This window comes from Scytonema hofmannii PCC 7110, from assembly GCF_000346485.2.
Lineage (GTDB): Bacteria > Cyanobacteriota > Cyanobacteriia > Cyanobacteriales > Nostocaceae > Scytonema > Scytonema hofmannii.
This window is the reverse complement of record NZ_KQ976354.1, coordinates 10038832-10056676: the sequence shown is the minus strand read 5'-3', so window position 1 is coordinate 10056676 and position 17845 is coordinate 10038832. Positions and strand designations below refer to the sequence as shown.

The window sequence follows — 17845 nt, the reverse complement described above, 5'->3', positions numbered from 1 at the left end:
GTAGGGAGTGTTCTTGTGAATGACTGAATTGCAAATTGTAAATTATGAATTTCTAAAAAATGTTAGGTAATTTTCAGAAAAGTCAACTACGGATAGAAATAGAAGCACCAGCGATCGCAATTCGTAACAGTATATTGCGACCAACAGAACTAGAAAAATGGCTACCTCATGGTGGTTTTTCCTCTGGAATGCCAGAAGAGCTAAAATCTGGGTTTGAGTTTGTTACTCGTACCGGACTGATTGCGATTCACCATCGTGTGGATGTGGCGGGTTCTAATTGCCTGCGATTGCTACTAAGTCAGGGAATAGACGGGTTTCACGAATGGTACTGGGGAGAAGGCTGGGTTCAATCTCGCATAGAAGGAGTGACAATCTTACCGCTTTCTTTGGGCCAAACTTTGAGTTTGTTGAGTTTGCGTCAGTTTTTAGCGAGGGGGTAGGGGGTAGGGAAGGCGTAGGGTGGGCTATGCCGCACCTTGCCTTCAAGCAACCCAACATATGCTGATGGATGTTGGGTTTCGTGCCTCAACCCAACCTACGAAGCATCTCTCAATTGAGCCGTGCGTACTGAGACTTGCTGTGTTTGGTTACCTCTTTGTACTTTTAACTGTAATGTCTGACCAACCCGACTAGTTTCTACGATATCGAGCAACTGTTCCCCCTTACTCACTCGCTGTTTATCAACTTCAATAATTACGTCTCCCGGACGAATACCTGCAGCAGCAGCAGGAGAGTTTGGTACAACACGAGCGACAAAAATACCATTAATTTCTGGAATTTGAATGGGAGAATTAGGATCGGAGTTGATTCGCCTTGCCACTTCAGGAGTTAAATCCTCCATTTGTATGCCGATGAATGGGTGATCGACCTTTTCCCCTCGTTGCAGTTTGGCAGCGATCGCTTTGGCTTTATCAATGGGAATAGCAAATCCAATACCCATAGCATCGCCACGGATGGCTGTATTGATACCAATAACTTCACCTTGACCATTGAGCAGTGGTCCCCCAGAATTACCGGGGTTAATGGCTGCATCAGTTTGAATAAAATCCAAGCGCTTGTTACCAATTCCAACTTGAGCGCTAGAACGTCTGAGGGTACTGATAATCCCTAAAGTCACAGTGTTATCTAATCCTAAGGGATTTCCTAACGCGATCGCCCAGTCTCCCACTTGTACATTAGATGAAGAACCTAAAGGAGCAACTGGTAAATCTCCACCAGCATTGATTTTAACAACTGCCAAATCGGTAACTTCATCAGCACCTTGTACCTTACCTTCAAAAGTGCGACCATCTTTGAGGCGGACTGTTACCTTATCAGCCTTATCTACCACATGGGCATTAGTGACAACTAGTCCACTTTTATCGATGATAAAACCCGAACCCAAACCGCGCATTTGTTCGGGGGGCATTTGTCGTGGAAAAGAGTCACCAAAAAATCGGCGGAAAAAGGGATCGTCAAAGAAGGGATCGGGAACGCGACGAGAAATAGTACGTTCGGTATCAATTCTCACAACGGCTGTTCCGACACGATTCACTGCTGCTGTCACAAAGCTACTGCTACTAATAGCAGCCGTTGCTGGTGACTCGCGTTGAGCGATGAGTTGTGGTGGAGCGGCGGTTGGAGAAATGGGTGCTGGTTCTGCTTGGGAGGGTAACACGCGCAAAGAGCTAACAGTTAACACAACTCCCAAAACAATTGCTAACACGTGAGTAGTGAGTTGACGTATTGACCGGGGAAAGTGGGAAAATCGCATAACCACAACCTAAAGTTTTAGCCTAAATTGTTGCTAGATGAGAAAATAGTCTCTAACACCTATTTTTACAGTTTGATAACAATCACTGTCCATTGACGGTTGTTTTCCGCTCCAAGTTTCCCCCACTTCCCCTCATACCCCTCATCCCCATTTCTTTTGTCTGGGTTAGGATTTAATTGACTGGCTGCACTCTCTTAAGCAAAACCATGAACGGATCGACTCGATTACCCAAAAAATCCTCACCAGTTTCCCAACAGGAAGAGGATTTACTTTGTGACAATAGCGATCGCGAGAATACGCAACACCATCACAAGCACGAAGATTCGGTTCATTCACACGTTCATAGTGAAGAGTCTTTACGGCGAATTGTCAATCGGCTATCGCGTATAGAAGGACACATTCGGGGCATTAAGACAATGGTGCAGCAAAGTAGCCCTTGTCCTGATGTATTATTGCAAATTGCTGCTGTCAGAGGAGCGTTGGATCGGGTAGCGAGAATTGTTTTAGATGAACATTTAACAGATTGTATTGCTAGAGCGGCAAAAGAGGGCAATATTGAAGATGAACTTGAACAACTTAAGGCGGCCTTAGATCGGTTTTTGCCTTGAAGACTATCATTTGTGGGGTTGGGTTGAATACCGGGCGATTGGAAATCGCGGCTATACAGGCAAAACCCGCCTGCGCGGGTTGTTGACGACCATCTTTGTCGGGTTGGGTTGAATACCGGGCGATTGGAAATCGCTGCTATACAGGCGAAACCCGCCTGCGCGGGTTGTTGACGACCATCTTTGTCGGGTTGGGTTGAATACCGGGCGATTGGAAATCGCTGCTATACAGGCGAAACCCGCCTGCGCGGGTTGTTGACGACCATCTTTGTCGGGTTATAAAAACGGATTTAGTATTGTAAAACTTCGCTGAATATAATTCTATTGGCACAGATTATTTCTTAAGTAATAAATAGTTTTTTATTTCCGCGTATATACGGGTTTCATAACATCTAAAATTAATCACAATAGAATAGCTTCAATGCTAATTTATAAAATCTATACATTCTCCTTAATAAAGGAGATTATCAGATATTTTGTTTGTGTAGATACGATTTTTTATTTTCAGGCATCTATCAAATAAGTTTGGAAAAAAATCTTGTCAAAGAAATGCGTTCAAATTTTACCCAGTTATATTTACATTGCGTCTGGTCAACCTGGGATAGATTGCCCCTAATTACACCGGATATTCAGAAACAAATTTATGCAGTAATTATTAAGGAATGCACTCAACTAGAATGCACGGTAATTGCCATTGGAGGTATTGAAGATCATATTCACTTACTAGTAGGGTTTCCTACTACTCTAAATATAGCTCAATTAATAAAACAAATTAAAGGTAGCTCATCTCATTTTGTAACTCATGACATCAAACCAGGTGAATTTTTTAAGTGGCAAGGTGGTTATGGAGTATTTACTGTTAGTCATAATGGTGTAGATAACGTAGCTAACTATATTAGAAATCAGCCTCTTCATCATCAGCAAAAATCAATAATTTCTGATTGGGAGTTGTTATAGCCCTTTTTTAGCCTTGGCGATTGGAAATCGCGGTTACACAAACGAAGTCCGCCTACGCGGACTAAACACTAAGGAGGTATTTAATTCCAGATTTAGTATAAGATTCAATAGCTCGGTGGAATTTTGCTCACTCCCCGATCATCTCCGCAACCCGCGCAGGCGGGTTTTGTCCGTATAGCCGCGATTTCCAATCGCCTTGGCGAAAAAATCCCATAGCTCGATGGAATTTTGCTCACTCCTCGATCATCTCCGCAACCCGCGCAGGCGGGTTTTGTCTGTCTAGCCGCGATTTCCAATCGCCTTGGCGAAAAAATCCCATAGCTCGGTGGAATTTTGCTCACGCCGCGATCATCTCCACAACCCGCGCAGGCGGGTTTTGTCTGTCTAGCCGCGATTTCCAATCGCCTGGGCGAAAAAATCCCATAGATTCGGTGGAATTTTGCTCACGCCGCGATCATCTCCACAACCCGCGCAGGCGGGTTTTGTCTGTCTAGCCGCGATTTCCAATCGCCTGAGCTAAATCCTAAAATTAAGATCTGCTCCATTCCTGCTCTACCCATGAATCCACAAAATTATCAATTTCACTACACCTTTACTGGTTCTTCCAATAAACCAGTAATTTTGTTTTTACACGGATTCATGGGTAACAGTCATGAATTTGACGAAGCAATAACATTACTATCGACCGAATTTTACTGTCTCACAGTCGATCTTCCCGGACATGGGAAAACACGGGTATTTGGTGACAGCGATCGCTATACAATGGCAAACACTGCCATGGCTTTGATCCATTTACTAGACGAACTCAAAATTTCTCAATGCTTTTTAGTGGGTTATTCAATGGGTGGAAGGCTATCTTTATATCTCACCCTCCATTTTCCACAGCGTTTTTCAAAAGTTGTTTTGGAGTCAGCTTCTCCTAGTTTAGCAACAATTGCTGAACGAGAAGAGAGAATAAAGCGTGATGAACAAATTGCCAGAAAATTAGAAAGAAGCGTTGACAGAAATGACTTTGTCACTTACCTTTCAAACTGGTACAATCAAGGGATTTTTGGCTTGATTAAAAAGCATCCTCATTTTGAAATTTTGATAGAAAGCCGATTGCAAAATAATCCAATTGAATTGGCTAAGTCATTACGTTTCATGGGGACTGGACAACAACCTTCGTTATGGGAACAACTGCAATACAATACAGTTCCTTTGCTTTTACTAGTCGGTGAATATGATGAAAAATTTGTAGATATCAATACAAAAATGACTGAGATTTGTAAATCATGTCAATTAGAAATAATTGATAACGTAGGACATAATATTCATTTTGAAAATACTTTGGCTTTTGTTGAAAGTGTTAATAAATTTTTTCTAGAAGCGACAGCCCACTAGAAGGCTGACAAATTTGACTTTACTTTAACCTGTCACGGATGAACCGAGAGAAGTTCAGATTACGGAAAAAGTACAATAAAGACTCGTACCATCTGATTTTTACTCCCCGTTTCCTCAATTCTTTTTTGGCAAAGTCTCGCACTTTCGGATCTCGATCTTTTTTTGCCCTATTCTTTAACACTGGCATAATCCGGGAGCGATCGGGATGTTGTTGGATAATTGCCATAAGTGCTATTTGCCGGGGGTTGTCTTCAAAGTCGTTGTTACGCTTAAAGGGGTCATTGACAGCAATATTGCACAAAAATCCAAACATTCCTAGTTCATCTTTCCATCCGTGCGCTAACTGTTGTAGTGCGGCTGTTCGCACACTGTAATATTTATCACTTGTGGCGCGAGTTTTGAGAATGGTTAATGTCTCAGGGTCATCTTTGAATCCGTGCGCTAACTGTTGCAGTGCGGCTGTTCGCACACTGTAATATTTATCACTTGTGGCGCGAGTTTTGAGAATGGTTAATGTCTCAGGGTCATCTTTGAATGCTCTGGCTAACTGTTCCACTGCGGCTGTTCGCACACTGTAATATTTATCACTTGTGGCGCGAGTTTTGAGAATGGTTAATGTCTCAGGGTCATCTTTGAATGTTCTGGCTAACTGTTGCACTGCGGCTCTTCGCACACTGTAATCTTCATCACTTGTGGCGCGAGTTTTGAGAATGGTTAATGTCTCAGGGTCATCTTTGAATGCTCTGGCTAACTGTTGCACTGCGGCTGTTCGCACATCGGAATCTTCATCACTTGTGGCGCAAGTTTTGAGAATGGTTAATGTCTCAGGGTCATCTTTGAATGCTGTGGCTAACTGTTGCACTGCGGCTGTTCGCACACTGTAATGTTCATCACTTGTGGCGCGAGTTTTGAGAATGGTTAATGTCTCAGGGTCATCTTTGAATGCTTTTGTTCTGGCTAACTGTTGCACTGCGGCTCTTCGCACACTGTAATGTTCATCACTTGTGGCGCGAGTTTTGAGAATGGTTAATGTCTCAGGGTCATCTTTGAATGCTTTTGCTAATTGTTGCACTGCGGCTGTTCGCACATCGGAATCTTCATCACTTATGGCGCGAGTTTTGAGCCAGGATAATGTCTCAGGGTCATCTTTGAATGCTGTGGCTAACTGTTGCACTGCGGCTGTTCGCACATCGGAATCTTCATCACTTGTGGCGCGAGTTTTGAGCCAGGATAATGTCTCAGGGTCATCTTTGAATGCTGTGGCTAACTGTTGCACTGCGGCTGTTCGCACATCGGAATCTTCATCACTTGTGGCGCGAGTTTTGAGCCAGGATAATGTCTCAGGGTCATCTTTGAATGCTGTGGCTAACTGTTGCACTGCGGCTGTTCGCACATCGGAATCTTCATCACTTGTGGCGCGAGTTTTGAGCCAGAAGAATGTCTCTGGATGATCTTTCCAAGTTGTTGCAACAGTTGCAACGGCTTGGGTGCGAATTTTAGAGACTAGGCTTGTCTCTTCAAAATCGAATTGTCCGTAATAGTAATGGAGATCGTACTTGGTTAATTTTTTGATCTGCTCAAGTAATCGAGTAGCAGTTGACGAGATGCTTTCGCTATCTTTGACTTCTGCAAAACACTGAGCAGCTAGAAATAAGTTACTGAATTTTTGTGCTTCACCATTTTTTTCTATGAGCTCGTCAATAATCTCACCTATAAATTTGGCACTCAGCATTCCCGCAATGAGGCGAAGAACTTCATGCCAAGATTCATCTTGCCAGTATTTGCTAAAAATGTCTGTCTTTAGTTCCTTGAGCGTAATACTTCGTTCTTCCTCAAATTGCCAAACATACTCCGTCGCACAGAAATATTCTAAAAAAGTTCGATGCACAAAAGCATAGTACTCTGCACCCAGGAAGCATAAAATAAAGTTGCGTTCCCGGAGTTGTTGAATAATTAAATTTGCAACATTAGTGGAATCATTTACCTTTCTCTTTTGCAAATAACTAGTGAGAATACTTTCTAAATTTTCTGCGTTAATCAAGTTACCAGCCGCCCCTTTTTTATTGGTTTGCATATAGTAAGCAACCTGACGCAACATCGCCTGTTTATCTTTATAATCAACAGAAACAGTCTTATCGACTAACGATCTTTCGACATCCCATTGTTCTAGAAGGACTCGTGAAGCTTTTTTGTAAAGTTCAGCACGGTATCTTGGCAATTCTTGATTGCGATTGAGAATTGCCATCATTGTTAGAAGCAAGGGATTACCAGCCAGTTCCCTAATAGGAGCATATGCGTCAATCGCTGCACGCAAGCGCTCCCTTTTTCGTTCTTTATCATGGCTGTTACCAAAAGCTAAATCATGCCATCTTTTGAGAAAATCCTCAATTTGTTCCAACTCCAAATCTTGTAGCATGAAATGACGAAACTTAGCCTCGCGCAAGAGTTGCGGTTTATAGCCAATGACACGAGACGTTACCATAACTCGCACGTCAGGATAGGTTTTAGTAAAATTAATAATATCTATAACAACCTCTTCGCGTTTAGTGGGTTCAAAGATTTCATCCAATCCATCTGCCCCCAAAAAAGCATAAAATAAAGCTGCGAGTTGTGAGAATTTTCCGCAAATCTCTGGCTGCCATTCTAGCTTTGTCAGGAGGAAATTTATCTTGCAGATACTCAACTAAAGTCGCTTCCAAATCTTCCTTACCGATTTTATTAGCCAGAGTGTTGCTAGATGCTTGCATCGGGTGAGCTACCAGACGCAACATTTCTCGTTTATCTTGATAATCAATATACTTATTGACTCCAGAATCTAATTCGCTGGATGCTGGTAAGTTTCTTTCATAGTCCCAACGATGTAATAGCACTTCTGAGGCTTGTTCATACAGAGTGGATTTATCCCTTGGTAGTTCTTGATGTCGATTCAGAATTGCCATCATGGTAAGTAGCAAGGGATTCCCAGCCAGTTCTTGAAAAGCGCGGGAGCTAAGCGAATTTTGTAGGCGCTGACGTTTTTTCTCTCCTTCAATTCGATCCTCAAAAGCTAATTTATGCCATTGCTGGACAAATGCACAAATTTGCTCTGTATCTAAATCTTGCAGCATGAACTCCCGAAAATTAGCATGGCGAAATCGATAACCTTGCGGTTCATAACCAATGACGCGAGAGGTGACTATAACACGCGATCACGGATATGTTTTAGTAAAGTTAATAACGTCAATTATGATATTTTCTCGTTCCCTATTATCCAGCACCTCATCCAAACCATCAAACATAACGATGGTTTGATTGTTACTCAGCCATTCATGGAGTTCTCCTTGATTAAGATTTCCACCAACGACCCCAGTTGCGCTATGGAAATAATCCAAAAAATCTTTACAAGAATTCTTTTCTCGATTCTCAACGTAATTGCGTAATTCAATCAATAATGGCAATTCTTGGATTGACAGATTGCTTCCTAAAGTTCTTGCCCATTCCAAAGCTTTATACTGCACTAAAGTAGACTTACCAGATCCTGGATTACCTAAGATAACTGTATATTTATAAATTTGCTGCTTGTTTAGTATATCCAAAATTGAGCATATAGTTGGTTGTGAAACATTCTGTTCCTGCACATTTGTTGGCTGAAATATATTCCATAATTGCAAGGTGTATTTATAACCGCTAGTATGTAGGTAATCCAGTTTTAGATTACTAAAAGCGTCTCTTAAACCCTGCTGATAACGACTAAATTTAAAATCAGGTGCGATAGGAGCATTTTGCTGAATTCTCTCCTTAATCTCTTCTTGAGTTTCTGAATTTAATAGTGGACGTAATTCATCTGAATCCGCAGCTAGAGCTTTGACTCTTCTGGTATACTTATTGGCTACATTTTGCCATTGAAATGTCGAAGGTAAATCGAATAAATTGAGTTCATTCCAAATGTTTGTTAATTCAGCATCAAGAGCAGAAGTATCATCTGATAATGTTATACCTAGTGCTGTTTGCAAAGGTTTACCAAGGGCTGCTCTCACTGGTTGAGCGCGAATGAATTTATCTATTGCATCACTATAATTTTGCTGAATTTCCGACTCGCCAATTCCTGTTTCTTCAAGCTCAGCTTGCCATAATTCAACAAATAATTTATTAGCTTTCCCGTAAGCCACTATTAAAGCTCTTGTTTTAGCTAAATCTAGTCCTTCTTTAAAAATACCTTTAAAAAAATCTTTAAGGTACTCTTTAAAAGCATCCTGTATGGCGTCTTGCGATAGTTTGACAAATACCTCTTTAAATAGGAACCCGACAGTAGCCTGCACCCCCCAGAGAGCTAACAGTTCTGTTCCTGTCAACATTATTTCCTCCCCTTATGTAATTAACTTTTTAATTCCTATTGCACTTTAAGCCTACCTGCTTAAAATTCCGCAATGGAAGCTGCTGCATCTAAAACTCTATCTAGGCTACTCCAATGCTTCATCCTTATTAATAGGACGCATGGTAGCTGACTGGTCACTGGTCACTGGTCACTGATCACTGAATCGTCAATTCTTCTTGCAACATTTTTTGATAAATTCTTGGCAAAGACCGACTCACAGAGTTTGTTTCAATACCATAACCCAAGCTAGTCCAAGTAGGAGATAATCGACGCAAAACGTCTTTTAGCCTTCCTTGACGAAGTTGTTGAGATATGTCAGTTCCCCAAACGCGGGAATCACTAAGCCAACGATAAACGACAATATCTTGATATTCTGCTTCAAAACTATAAGGAGACCAAAACATCAACCGATTGGGGTTTGGGTGATAGCGAGATGCAATTCTATTCCAGGTTGTATTTATAACTTGATATCTACCAGCAGCTGTAGAACAGTTGCCTTTGTTTGGACCTGTCACGATAGTGACACATATCTCAGGATGGCGGCTGAGATTGTTAACTTGTTGTCCTCCATACAAAAGCGAATAAGGACGATTGCCACTCGCTTCACTTGCTGAAATAGTTCGCATGAGGGCGCGAATATAGGGATCGCCCCCTTTCATGACTAAGATCGGCTGCCTTTGGCTAAATACTGGATCGGGCTGCGATCGCAAGCTGCCAAACACATACCACTGTATCAAACATATAAAGCCAAGAAGAGCGACTATCGGTCCTATGAGTTGTTCAACGCCGCCTTTCTGTTGTTCTAGACTTTTCAGAGTCAAACTCCTTCAACTTGCCTGCTATTGTCAATCAAAATATAACAACAATATCAGACGTGGTGTTTCAGTAAAAGTTCGTTAACTAGTTAGTGGTTAGTGGTTAGTTGTTAGTGGTTAGTTGTTAGTAGCGTGGGACAGGCGTCTCGCCTGTCATCGTTAACTGGTCACTGGTCACTGGTCACTGGTCACTGGTCACTGGTCACTGGTCACTGGTCACTGGTCACTGGTCACTGGTCACTGTTAAGCCACGTTGGCAAATAATTCACTGAAGCTTTTTGCAGGCGCGTCAACACTTGCAACAATCTCCACAATTTTATTTTTCGCGGCTACCTCAAAAAGCGACTCAACACAAACTTGGGCAACTTTCTGGCGGGGAATGCTACCGTCAAACAATGTATCAGCGCTTTGCATAACAATACGATGAGAGTTATCCTCGTTCTTTAAACCACCGGGTCGGACAATCGTATAGGTCAGACCGCTTTTTTGGAGGTATTCCTCAGCTTGCTTTTTCCAAACTAAAATCAGCCAGAACAAATTTAGTGGATGGAAAAACTGTGAAGTACACAACGAAGAAACCAAAACAAAATGCTCAATTCCCTTGGCTTTCGACACTTCTACCAAATTTTTAGTGCCTTCATAGTCCACCTTATAAGGTCCAGTGGGGTCGAAACTTGGCGACGCCCCTGTGGCGCATAACAGCACTGTGCTATCGCCCAAAGCAGTAGACAAGTTTTCTGGGTGTAACACATCACCTTGTACCAACTCCACTTCTGTCGGTAAAATACTTCTTGCTTTCGCAATATCTCTGACTAAAGCACGAACGGGAATATTCCGCGCTATCAGTTCTTGCACTATCCGACGACCCGTTTCACCTGTTGCCCCTGCTACAAATGCTTTCATCGTATTCTGGGAAACTTGTACTTTTACAATCCTGTTCTCTATTCTAGGGATTCTTGATGACAGATTCTTGAGATTTAAGTAAAAATAGTGATTTAGTGCGAAACATTCCACTGAATTTGGGAAGTATTAATTTAGCTAGATTGTTCAGCATATAAAGAATGGTTATATGATTTCAAACAATTCGGAATATCAGTCCTTTGACAAAAATGAAGCGGTATTTTCTATACCATCAACCTTAGAAGCGTCTGAGGAAACAACCCTAGAAGCAACTATCGGAACGCCAAGGAGGTTCTATGGCAGTTACAGAGATTGTATGGAAATGCCTGCTCCTTCTAAGACTGTTGCTGAATATTTAGATAACCATGCCTTATGGTTTTCTCGTTGTGCTGAACCTATGAAGGTAGAGTCTTTGGGTAACAACGGCTATGCTCTGACTATTGGTCGCTTTGGCGCTTTTGGGTATGACGTAGAGCCAAAAATTGGTTTGGAATTATTGCCTCCAGACGAAGGAATTTATCGCATTCGTACCATTCCAATTCCTAATTACCAAGCTCCCGGTTACGATGTGGACTATAAGTCGTCGCTCCAGTTACTAGAAAGCGATCCCAGCGATTCCGATCCTAACGTTGGTAAAATCACGCGAGTAGAATGGGATCTGCATCTAGCTGTTTATATTCACTTTCCAAAGTTTATTCAGCGATTACCCAAATCCATCATTCAATCCACAGGCGATCGCCTTCTCAACCAAATTGTTCGCCAAGTTTCCCGGCGCTTAACTCACAAAGTTCAAGAAGATTTTCACAAATCTTTACAGTGACGAGTAACTAGTGACTGGTCACTGGTCACTGGTCACTGCTCACTGGTTACTATGCTTGGGTGAGAATCTTTTGAACGATTTGCACCCCAGTAATAGCCTGCCAAGCAAAAAGACCTAGAAGTGCAAAATTCAATAAAATATGAGTTGCACGCGCCCAGTTGGCTCCTTTTTGCATATAGGGAGATAGAGCAGCCGAAAAGGCAATTAAACTGGTCATCCCAAGCCCTGCTAGCAGGTGAGGTCCGACAAACAGCTTACCGTTATTGATATATGTAACAGCCATACCACCAACAGCACCTGTCACCATTAAGGCTAGGAGTATAGACCCAATTTGATGGTGTTTAATGTTGTATCTACCTTTAATTAATTCTTTTTTTTCTTCACCCTGAGCATTTCTGGTACGCTGAACTTGTAGCCCCAAATATGCTGCATATAAAGATAGGAGCAGTAGCGCCCACATCATTATTGGGTGGAAAAAATTTGACCAATACTTAACCGACGGCGAAAGCTCCATATTCATTGTGTTCTCCCAATAATTAAATCTTAATAAAAGTTATCATAACGCTGTAGCCAATGGGGAGTGGGGGAGTGGTAAGTAGTTAGTAGGGGCGCGGCGGCCTTGCGCCCGTACAGTGGTTAGTAGGAGCGCGGCGGCCTTGCGCCCGTACAGTGGTCAGTAGGGGCGCGGCGGCCTTGCGCCCGTACAGCAGTTAATAATTGCTACAACAACTAACCACTAACAACTAACAACTAACAACTAACAAATGACTAACGATACCTTGCTGTTGGCTGCAAAAAATGGCGATATCAAACGGGTGCGAGCATTGCTTAACGCTGGTGTGCAAGTGGATACAGGCAGCAGCGATGGCACAACGCCTTTAATGTTTGCTGCTAGTTTAGGATATACCGAGATCGTGCGCTTGCTTCTAGATGCGGGAGCAAACATTAACATCCAAAGGAAGCGCTACGGTTTAACTGCTTTGATGTTAGCAGCTAGCGCCAATCAGCTTGACATCGTGAAGCTTTTAGTATCCAGAGGGTGTGATGTTAATACGACTAATGAAGATGGCAGCACAGCCCTCATGGTAGCAGCACTGAAAGGTCATGTTCAGATTGTGTACGTCTTACTTGCTGCTGGTGCTCTGGCGAATATCAAAGATAAGGATGAGGATACAGCCTTTAATCTAGCAGTTAAGCAAGGACACTCTGCAGTTGTACAAGCACTAGTAGAAAATGGCGCAGATGTCAATATTAAAAATGAAGAAGGAGACACCGCTTTGATGGTAGCGGCGGATTTAGGGCATTTGCACGTCGTTCAAACATTATTAAGTGCAGGGGTTGATGTCAAGGCACAAAATGAGGATGGTGGAACTGCTTTGTCCGCTGCCGCCGCCGCCGGACACAGTGCGATCGCAGCAGAAATACTTGCTTGTCAAGCTGATGTTAATGCTCAAGACAAGGATGGTGAAACAGCCCTGCATCTTGCTGTCGTAGAAGGTTATACCGACGTAGTCAAAGTTTTACTCGATCGCGGTGCAAATGTACGAATCAGAAATCACTTAGGTGATACACCTTTGCTGATAGCAGCATTGCAGGGTTACAGTCCAATTGTTGAGTTACTCCTTCAACAGGGAGCAGATAGCAATGAGAAAAATTTGGGTGAGTTTCCGTTGACACTAGCAGCCACCCAAGGACATACGGAAACAGTAAAAGTTTTGCTCGGTCACGGTGCAAATGCCAATATAAAAGCAGATGATGGCAAAACTGCCTTGATAAAAGCAGCAGAACGCGATAAGCCGGGTACGGCGGCGCTGCCATGCGATCGCATTGGTGTTATAGAGCAGCTTATAGATAAAGGAGCAGATGTTAACTTGCAAGATTCAGCCAAAGCAACAGCTTTAATGTGGGCGGCGTCACGAGGTGGCGATCGCGCCGTGCAATTGTTGCTGCAAGCTGGAGCAGATGTAAATATAAAAAATCAGGGTGGTTACACAGCTTTGATGTTAGCAGAGTTTAACGGATGTCACAGTGTTGTACGGATTTTAAAAGCTGTAGGAGCACAGGAATAAAAAGTAGAAAACTTGGAAATTATAATTTCAGACCCAAAGTACCATTAGTGTTCATAAGTTACCATAATATCAAAGATATCCCAAGAGTAACCTATGTCTAAATCAATCCAATACATTATTAATGAACAAGGAGAGCGAGTTGGTGTACTGTTAGATTTGCCAACATACCGAGAGTTGACAAACTTATCAACGGCAGATGCGGAAATTTTAACTGGCTTAAGTTTGGATGAACTGCAAGCTTTAGCAGAAAGTACATTGTCTTTAAAAGCTCAAGTTCAATTAGACGATTTACTAGTTCGGAATGCAGAAAATAAACTATCAGCTGATGAAACTGCTACTTTAGACCATCTGTTAGCACAGGTCGATCAACTGAACATTCTCAAAACCAGAGCTAAGTACACCTTAAAGCATTTTGATAAAACATCGGAAGTGGCGTGAGCATTTATATTCCTATTGAATTACAAAGACGCATTCGGAACCATTTTGTCAATTGTTGTGCTTATTGCCGTAGTGCTGAATCCCTAACAGTTACTATATTTGAGTTCGAGCATATCATTCCCCGGTCTGCGGGTGGAGAAACTAGCTTTGACAATCTCTGCTTGGCTTGTCCGTCTTGCAATCGCTACAAAGCATCACGCCAAACAGCCACCGATCCAATGACTCAGCAAGAAGTCTCGTTGTTTCATCCGCAGAAGCAATTATGGATAGACCATTTTGCTTGGAATGAGGATGGAACAGAAATAATTGGACTCACATCAGTGGGTAGAGCAACAATTTCTGCTTTAAAGATGAATCGTTCGCAATTAATGCGTGTACGTCGGATGTGGATGAAGATGGGAGAACATCCACCAACAATTTGAGTCAGTTTATCGCGTTTTGTAGGGGCGTATTGCAATACGCCCCTATAGCTGATTGCTAATGCTTTGAATTCTAAAGAAACAGGAACCTATCGTTTACGAGCAACAAACCCACTTTTAGTACAAGAAGATAAATTAGATAAAAGCACACCTGCTTGCTTAAAAGATGGTTCTCCTTGCCGCAGCTATGTGTTTTCTGGGAAGGCAAATCAGAATATTACCATTCAGTTAGATCGTTTTGACTTCGATCCCTACTTATTACTTGTTGATAGTGATGGCAATATTATCAATGAAGGTAAGGTAGAGCGTCGAGCAACTGTTAACGTGAAATTACCTCGTAATGATAATTATAAACTGGTTGTCACTACTGCTAATCCGCAGGATAGAGGGCAATTTTCCCTTTTAATTTACAGTATTGAGCAAGATTCTTCCACAAATACCGTTTCACAGAACTAAAAGTGGTTTGTCAATATCAAATTCATTAGTATACCAACCCAGTTTCTTTAAAAACTGGGCATTCGACATACCCTTATGAGAAGAATGCTGTGGTTAATCATCTTCCCTCACATCCCTAACTGAAACAATACCTTTGCTGCACCACTGAACAAGCAACCATTTATCGGATTTCCGATCTAATGCTGGCTTTAGTCGAAAAGCGAAAAAATCTTCCCAAGCTTCTATACCGTGTTGTGTAACGAATTGTTTTTCAACTTCCTTAAATCGTTCCCAATTGCGATCGCTTATAGCTGTCAGCATGGGAATCAATTCACTAACTGGTATCTGGGTAGTTGTTTCAGTCATCTGGGTAGCCCTCAAAAATACAAATTATTGGCAACGGTTCTATCTTGGTATTAACAACTTTAACTAATCGTATCCCCCTCCTTCTACTTATTCTTTTGCAATGCTGCTCTGACGCTGCAGGTAGCCAGTACCTAGACTCGGCGACGGCATCAAATCTTCCCTCAACACGCTCTATACCGTCATCTGGCTGGTTTTGAGTCATGCTGCATTCCCCTTATCATTTTTTTCTGTAGACGTAGAAGATTTTTGCAGCAAGTTTCTGGCTTGCAGTGCTTCCTCAACCAAAATTGCTGTCATTTGGCTTTGAGAACGCCGTTCACCTGTTGCCAAGCTTTTGACAAGTTCGTAAACTTCGTCTGGCAGTACTACATTGACCCTTCCACTCATTGTGTTATCCGTGTTCATCTCTCTACTTCATGATACGCTTTGTGAGCTAACAATAGTATGATACAACTTGTGCAATTTGTGTCATTAGATGTATGATGACACATAAGACGGCAATTCCGGAACTGACCGGAAGCACCGCGCTAAACGATCAAACCATTACCATGCAAGGATTTAAAATGAATCAACCAATAGAGGCGGAAGTAAGTAGGTGCAGGTAAATAAACTAAAAATGACTGTATAGCCGAATTAAGGCTGTTGGCTATTATCCAAAACTCCTGCATTTAATGCTTGGAGTAAAATTTCTGTTTCCTCTACTTCAGGTAACATACCTAAACTCTCGAAATTCTTCAACGCGGCGATCGCCCAACTACGAGCCTCAACTAAATTTCCTTGCGCCTTTGTCAAACTAGATAACGAGCGTTGACAAAACGCAGTGCGACTTTTGTCTCTATTAGCTTCAGCCACCCGCAGTCCTTCTATTAGGAGTCGTTCTGCTTCATGCAGTCTCCCTTGTTTGATGGCAATATCAGCTAACCAATTTTGCGTACAGAAAATGGCACGTCTCCAATCTATTGACTGTGCATAATCTAGGGCTTCTTGAAAAAGAATTTTCGACTGCTCGTACTCCCCAGTTTTAAACAAAATTGGTTCTTGCGTATTTAGCGTGCTAAAATATTAATATATTTGCTAATATTTTTGAGTCAAGCTAATTCTGAAAAGAATAATGACCCAACTCTTAAATTTACCCGAATTAGTAGTAGAATCAAGCCTGCAAGACGGTCAAACCTTATTTATATCAGTACATAAAAAGGGAAAAAGTGCTGTTTGTCCAAATTGTGGTACAAGGTCAGATCGTCTACATCAAAATCAAAAATATTTAGTCAAAGATTTACCAATGGGAGATAAAGAAGTAATACTAGATGTAAATAGACGAAGATTTAAGTGCAAAAACTGTCGAAAAACGTTATACCAGGTGTGGATGGAATAATTCTGCCACAAGCTGTGGCAGAAATTCCTTGGGGTCACAATATTTTGTTATTGGAAAAGGTAAAAGATTTAAAAGCAAGGTTTTGGTATGTTCACAAAACCCTTGAGCATGGTTGGAGTCGTTCTGTTTTATGGCATCACATCGATACAAAGCTTTATGAGCGACAATTTGAAGCTGAAAAAACGACAAATTTTAATTTTACTCTACCTTCCCCTCAATCAGATTTAGCGCGGGAATTATTAAAAGACCCTTACAATTTTGATTTCTTGACTTTAGCAAAAGATGCTCAAGAAAGAGATTTAGAAAGGGGTTTATTAGAGCATATAAGAGAGTTCCTCCTAGAATTAGGAGTTGGATTTGCTTTTATGGGCAGTCAATATCACCTCAAAGTAGGTGATGAAGATTTTTATATTGACTTACTATTTTATCATGTAAAATTGCGTTGTTATGTAGTTATTGACCTAAAAATGAAGGAAGTTAAACCAGAATTTTCAGGTAAGATGAGTTTTTATGTTTCGGCGGTTGACAATATATTACGACACCCTGATGACCAACCTACTATTGGAATTATCTTATGTAAATCAAAAGATAAAACAGTGGTTGAATATTCATTACAAAATATGAATAGACCTATTGGAGTTTCAACTTATAAATTACGGGATGTTTTACCTGAAAAATTACAGGGAAGTTTACCAACTATTGAACAGTTAGAAGCTGAGTTAGACGCGGTTCCTTTAGAAATCGAAGATAAGGAATAAAAAACAGAAAATAGCCCCCCTGCAAACTCTGTCATTGATAACTTCAGTCTGCTGAAAACTTTGAGCGGACATTCAAACGTTGTTACTTTACCTCTATCGCCTTTAGTCCGGATGGTAAAACCTTAACCAGTGCAGAGTGGATCAAACTATTAAGATTTGGCGAGTGTCTCCTTGATTTTATTTTGGGGAAGGGTAAAGTGTCGGCTGCTGCTATTATCACGTAGGCAGGATGCTTGCCTCAAGATTCATTTTTGTAGTTCTACTGTCATCTATATCATATCTTTAATATGGGCAGCGTCACGAGGTAGCGATAATTATAGTATTGTAAGGATTTTAAAAGCTGTAGGAGCGCAGGAAGAATAAACTGACTGTTTTTTTTCTGACAAGTTTTTGTAAAC

General features: G+C 41.6%; 21 protein-coding genes and 1 pseudogene. 11 read left to right on the top strand and 11 right to left on the bottom strand.

Going from position 1 to position 17845, the window contains the following annotated elements; all coding sequences use genetic code 11:
* Positions 1-59 precede the first annotated feature (59 nt).
* Positions 60-440, top strand: coding sequence for a hypothetical protein (locus WA1_RS42440; RefSeq protein WP_017748459.1), 381 nt, complete (start codon positions 60-62; stop codon positions 438-440).
* 95 nt (positions 441-535) lie between these two features.
* Here WA1_RS42440 and WA1_RS42435 read toward each other — a convergent pair whose 3' ends face one another.
* Entirely contained in the window at positions 536-1753 is a 1218-nt protein-coding gene (locus tag WA1_RS42435) for an HhoA/HhoB/HtrA family serine endopeptidase (RefSeq protein WP_017748460.1), read from the bottom strand.
* A gap of 206 nt (positions 1754-1959) precedes the next feature.
* Here WA1_RS42435 and WA1_RS42430 point away from each other — a divergent pair, with 206 nt between their 5' ends.
* From WA1_RS42430 to menH, 3 genes are all read left to right on the top strand, one after another.
* Positions 1960-2361, top strand: a complete 402-nt coding sequence (locus tag WA1_RS42430) for a metal-sensing transcriptional repressor (protein ID WP_017748461.1) — start codon at positions 1960-1962, stop codon at positions 2359-2361.
* Positions 2362-2907: 546 nt separating this feature from the next.
* Positions 2908-3315, top strand: coding sequence for an IS200/IS605 family transposase (gene tnpA, locus WA1_RS42425; RefSeq protein WP_026135214.1), 408 nt, complete (start codon positions 2908-2910; stop codon positions 3313-3315).
* 558 nt (positions 3316-3873) lie between these two features.
* On the top strand, positions 3874-4698 hold the full coding sequence (gene menH, locus WA1_RS42420) for a 2-succinyl-6-hydroxy-2,4-cyclohexadiene-1-carboxylate synthase (protein ID WP_017748464.1): 825 nt from the start codon (positions 3874-3876) through the stop codon (positions 4696-4698).
* 19 nt (positions 4699-4717) lie between these two features.
* Here the strand turns inward: menH and WA1_RS42415 are convergent, their stop codons facing one another.
* The 5 genes from WA1_RS42415 to WA1_RS42395 all read right to left on the bottom strand — a co-directional run bounded on the left by WA1_RS42415 (position 4718) and on the right by WA1_RS42395 (position 10770).
* Positions 4718-7267 (bottom strand): HEAT repeat domain-containing protein, encoded by a 2550-nt coding sequence (locus WA1_RS42415; protein WP_066613223.1) that lies wholly within the window; start codon positions 7265-7267, stop codon positions 4718-4720.
* On the bottom strand, positions 7260-7805 hold the full coding sequence (locus tag WA1_RS60870; RefSeq protein WP_017748466.1) for an NACHT domain-containing protein: 546 nt from the start codon (positions 7803-7805) through the stop codon (positions 7260-7262). Before WA1_RS60870 ends, WA1_RS42415 begins: the two co-directional genes overlap by 8 nt.
* 81 nt (positions 7806-7886) lie before the next feature.
* Positions 7887-9032: an NACHT domain-containing protein gene (locus tag WA1_RS42405; protein WP_017748467.1), complete on the bottom strand. Its 1146-nt coding sequence runs from the start codon at positions 9030-9032 to the stop codon at positions 7887-7889.
* Positions 9033-9207: 175 nt separating this feature from the next.
* Entirely contained in the window at positions 9208-9873 is a 666-nt protein-coding gene (locus WA1_RS42400) for a glycoside hydrolase family 24 protein (RefSeq protein ID WP_017748468.1), read from the bottom strand.
* A 237-nt stretch (positions 9874-10110) separates the two neighbouring features.
* Complete coding sequence (locus tag WA1_RS42395; protein ID WP_017748470.1) at positions 10111-10770, bottom strand: NAD(P)H-binding protein; 660 nt, start codon at positions 10768-10770, stop codon at positions 10111-10113.
* A 166-nt stretch (positions 10771-10936) separates the two neighbouring features.
* On the opposite strand from WA1_RS42395, the gene WA1_RS42390 reads away from it, so the two are divergent.
* On the top strand, positions 10937-11587 hold the full coding sequence (locus tag WA1_RS42390; RefSeq protein WP_017748471.1) for a DUF1997 domain-containing protein: 651 nt from the start codon (positions 10937-10939) through the stop codon (positions 11585-11587).
* 49 nt (positions 11588-11636) lie between these two features.
* Here WA1_RS42390 and WA1_RS42385 read toward each other — a convergent pair whose 3' ends face one another.
* The gene (locus tag WA1_RS42385) at positions 11637-12107 is read right to left on the bottom strand and encodes a DUF4079 domain-containing protein (protein ID WP_081403050.1); all 471 of its coding nucleotides are present in this window, start codon (positions 12105-12107) and stop codon (positions 11637-11639) included.
* 244 nt (positions 12108-12351) lie between these two features.
* On the opposite strand from WA1_RS42385, the gene WA1_RS42380 reads away from it, so the two are divergent.
* The 4 genes from WA1_RS42380 (at position 12352) to WA1_RS42365 (ending at position 14969) form a co-directional block, all read left to right on the top strand.
* The gene (locus WA1_RS42380; protein ID WP_017748473.1) at positions 12352-13656 is read left to right on the top strand and encodes an ankyrin repeat domain-containing protein; all 1305 of its coding nucleotides are present in this window, start codon (positions 12352-12354) and stop codon (positions 13654-13656) included.
* A 93-nt stretch (positions 13657-13749) separates the two neighbouring features.
* Complete coding sequence (locus WA1_RS42375; protein ID WP_017748474.1) at positions 13750-14094, top strand: hypothetical protein; 345 nt, start codon at positions 13750-13752, stop codon at positions 14092-14094.
* Positions 14091-14516, top strand: coding sequence for an HNH endonuclease (locus tag WA1_RS42370; protein WP_017748475.1), 426 nt, complete (start codon positions 14091-14093; stop codon positions 14514-14516). The genes WA1_RS42375 and WA1_RS42370 overlap by 4 nt, the downstream gene beginning before the upstream one ends.
* Positions 14517-14579: 63 nt before the next feature.
* Entirely contained in the window at positions 14580-14969 is a 390-nt protein-coding gene (locus WA1_RS42365) for a hypothetical protein (protein WP_017748476.1), read from the top strand.
* A gap of 93 nt (positions 14970-15062) precedes the next feature.
* Here WA1_RS42365 and WA1_RS42360 read toward each other — a convergent pair whose 3' ends face one another.
* The 4 genes from WA1_RS42360 to WA1_RS42345 all read right to left on the bottom strand — a co-directional run bounded on the left by WA1_RS42360 (position 15063) and on the right by WA1_RS42345 (position 16343).
* Positions 15063-15314, bottom strand: a complete 252-nt coding sequence (locus WA1_RS42360; RefSeq protein ID WP_017748477.1) for a hypothetical protein — start codon at positions 15312-15314, stop codon at positions 15063-15065.
* On the bottom strand, positions 15307-15516 hold the full coding sequence (locus tag WA1_RS42355) for a hypothetical protein (protein ID WP_017748478.1): 210 nt from the start codon (positions 15514-15516) through the stop codon (positions 15307-15309). Before WA1_RS42355 ends, WA1_RS42360 begins: the two co-directional genes overlap by 8 nt.
* Positions 15513-15701 carry a ribbon-helix-helix domain-containing protein gene (locus tag WA1_RS42350; protein ID WP_017748479.1) on the bottom strand — a complete coding sequence of 63 codons (189 nt, stop codon included), beginning with the start codon at positions 15699-15701 and terminating at the stop codon, positions 15513-15515. Before WA1_RS42350 ends, WA1_RS42355 begins: the two co-directional genes overlap by 4 nt.
* A gap of 246 nt (positions 15702-15947) precedes the next feature.
* Complete coding sequence (locus WA1_RS42345) at positions 15948-16343, bottom strand: tetratricopeptide repeat protein (RefSeq protein ID WP_017748480.1); 396 nt, start codon at positions 16341-16343, stop codon at positions 15948-15950.
* A gap of 70 nt (positions 16344-16413) precedes the next feature.
* Between WA1_RS42345 and WA1_RS54080 the strand changes: the two are divergent.
* Positions 16414-16665 (top strand): annotated as a pseudogene (locus tag WA1_RS54080) (transposase family protein); the annotation flags it as partial.
* Entirely contained in the window at positions 16644-17447 is an 804-nt protein-coding gene (locus tag WA1_RS42340) for a PDDEXK nuclease domain-containing protein (RefSeq protein ID WP_148662883.1), read from the top strand. The pseudogene WA1_RS54080 and the gene WA1_RS42340, both read left to right, overlap by 22 nt.
* Positions 17448-17845 lie beyond the last annotated feature (398 nt).

Bases quoted from the DNA above. Each gene is read 5' to 3' on its own strand.
- WA1_RS42385 (WP_081403050.1), bottom strand. From the start codon at position 12,107: ATGAATATGGAGCTTTCGCCGTCGGTTAAGTATTGGTCAAATTTTTTC.
- WA1_RS42390 (WP_017748471.1), top strand. From the start codon at position 10,937: ATGATTTCAAACAATTCGGAATATCAGTCCTTTGACAAAAATGAAGCG.
- WA1_RS42395 (WP_017748470.1), bottom strand. From the start codon at position 10,770: ATGAAAGCATTTGTAGCAGGGGCAACAGGTGAAACGGGTCGTCGGATA.
- WA1_RS42405 (WP_017748467.1), bottom strand. From the start codon at position 9,032: ATGTTGACAGGAACAGAACTGTTAGCTCTCTGGGGGGTGCAGGCTACT.
- WA1_RS42355 (WP_017748478.1), bottom strand. From the start codon at position 15,516: ATGACTCAAAACCAGCCAGATGACGGTATAGAGCGTGTTGAGGGAAGA.
- menH (WP_017748464.1), top strand. From the start codon at position 3,874: ATGAATCCACAAAATTATCAATTTCACTACACCTTTACTGGTTCTTCC.
- WA1_RS42375 (WP_017748474.1), top strand. From the start codon at position 13,750: ATGTCTAAATCAATCCAATACATTATTAATGAACAAGGAGAGCGAGTT.
- WA1_RS42435 (WP_017748460.1), bottom strand. From the start codon at position 1,753: ATGCGATTTTCCCACTTTCCCCGGTCAATACGTCAACTCACTACTCAC.
- WA1_RS42350 (WP_017748479.1), bottom strand. From the start codon at position 15,701: ATGAGTGGAAGGGTCAATGTAGTACTGCCAGACGAAGTTTACGAACTT.
- WA1_RS42360 (WP_017748477.1), bottom strand. From the start codon at position 15,314: ATGACTGAAACAACTACCCAGATACCAGTTAGTGAATTGATTCCCATG.
- WA1_RS42440 (WP_017748459.1), top strand. From the start codon at position 60: ATGTTAGGTAATTTTCAGAAAAGTCAACTACGGATAGAAATAGAAGCA.
- WA1_RS60870 (WP_017748466.1), bottom strand. From the start codon at position 7,805: ATGCTGCAAGATTTAGATACAGAGCAAATTTGTGCATTTGTCCAGCAA.
- tnpA (WP_026135214.1), top strand. From the start codon at position 2,908: ATGCGTTCAAATTTTACCCAGTTATATTTACATTGCGTCTGGTCAACC.
- WA1_RS42430 (WP_017748461.1), top strand. From the start codon at position 1,960: ATGAACGGATCGACTCGATTACCCAAAAAATCCTCACCAGTTTCCCAA.
- WA1_RS42380 (WP_017748473.1), top strand. From the start codon at position 12,352: ATGACTAACGATACCTTGCTGTTGGCTGCAAAAAATGGCGATATCAAA.